The sequence below is a fragment of the Aquabacterium sp. A08 genome (assembly GCF_011742065.1).
Genome location: NZ_JAAQQT010000389.1, coordinates 1 through 614 on the forward strand (window position 1 = coordinate 1; position 614 = coordinate 614).

The 614-nt window shown below is 71.7% G+C and carries 1 protein-coding gene; it reads left to right on the forward strand.

What is annotated here, in order from left to right; translation table 11 throughout:
- A partial coding sequence (locus HA630_RS27110) for a glycosyltransferase (RefSeq protein ID WP_305792611.1) occupies positions 1 to 588 on the forward strand: 588 nt, incomplete at its 5' end.
- Between the last annotated feature and the right edge of the window lie 26 nt (positions 589 to 614).

A 614-nucleotide genomic window follows, 5' to 3' on the forward strand; every position in this document is an offset into this window, starting at 1 on the left:
CCGGCCGAGCGTTTCGCCGGCCGCCGCGGCCCGTTGAAGCTGCTGGTGGTGGGCGGCAGCCTGGGCGCCAAGGCCCTGAACGACACCGTGCCGCAGGCCCTGGCGCTGATCCCGGCCGAGCAGCGCCCGGTGGTGACCCACCAGAGCGGCGAAAAGCAGATCGAGGCCCTCCAGGCGGCGTACGCTCAGGCTGGTGTCGAAGCCACGTTGACCCCCTTCATCCATGACACCGCAGCGGCGTTCGCCGAGGCCGATGTCGTCATCGCCCGCGCCGGCGCCAGCACCGTGACCGAACTCGCGGCGGTGGGCGCCGCCGCCATCTTCGTGCCCTTCCCGCACGCGGTGGACGACCACCAGACCCACAACGCCCGCTTCCTGGTGGACGCCGGCGCCGCCTGGCTGGTGCCCCAGACCGAACTCATCGCCCAAGGGCTGGCCGCGATGCTGAAAGACCTGACCCGCGCCGACCTGCAGGCCCGCGCGGAACGCGCCCGCGCCCAGGCCAAAACCGAGGCCGTACCGGCCATGGTGCAGGCCTGCCGGACCTTGGCCCAACTTCCCACCGCCTCTGCTGGAGGCCACGCATGAAACACGCCATCCGCCACATCCATTTC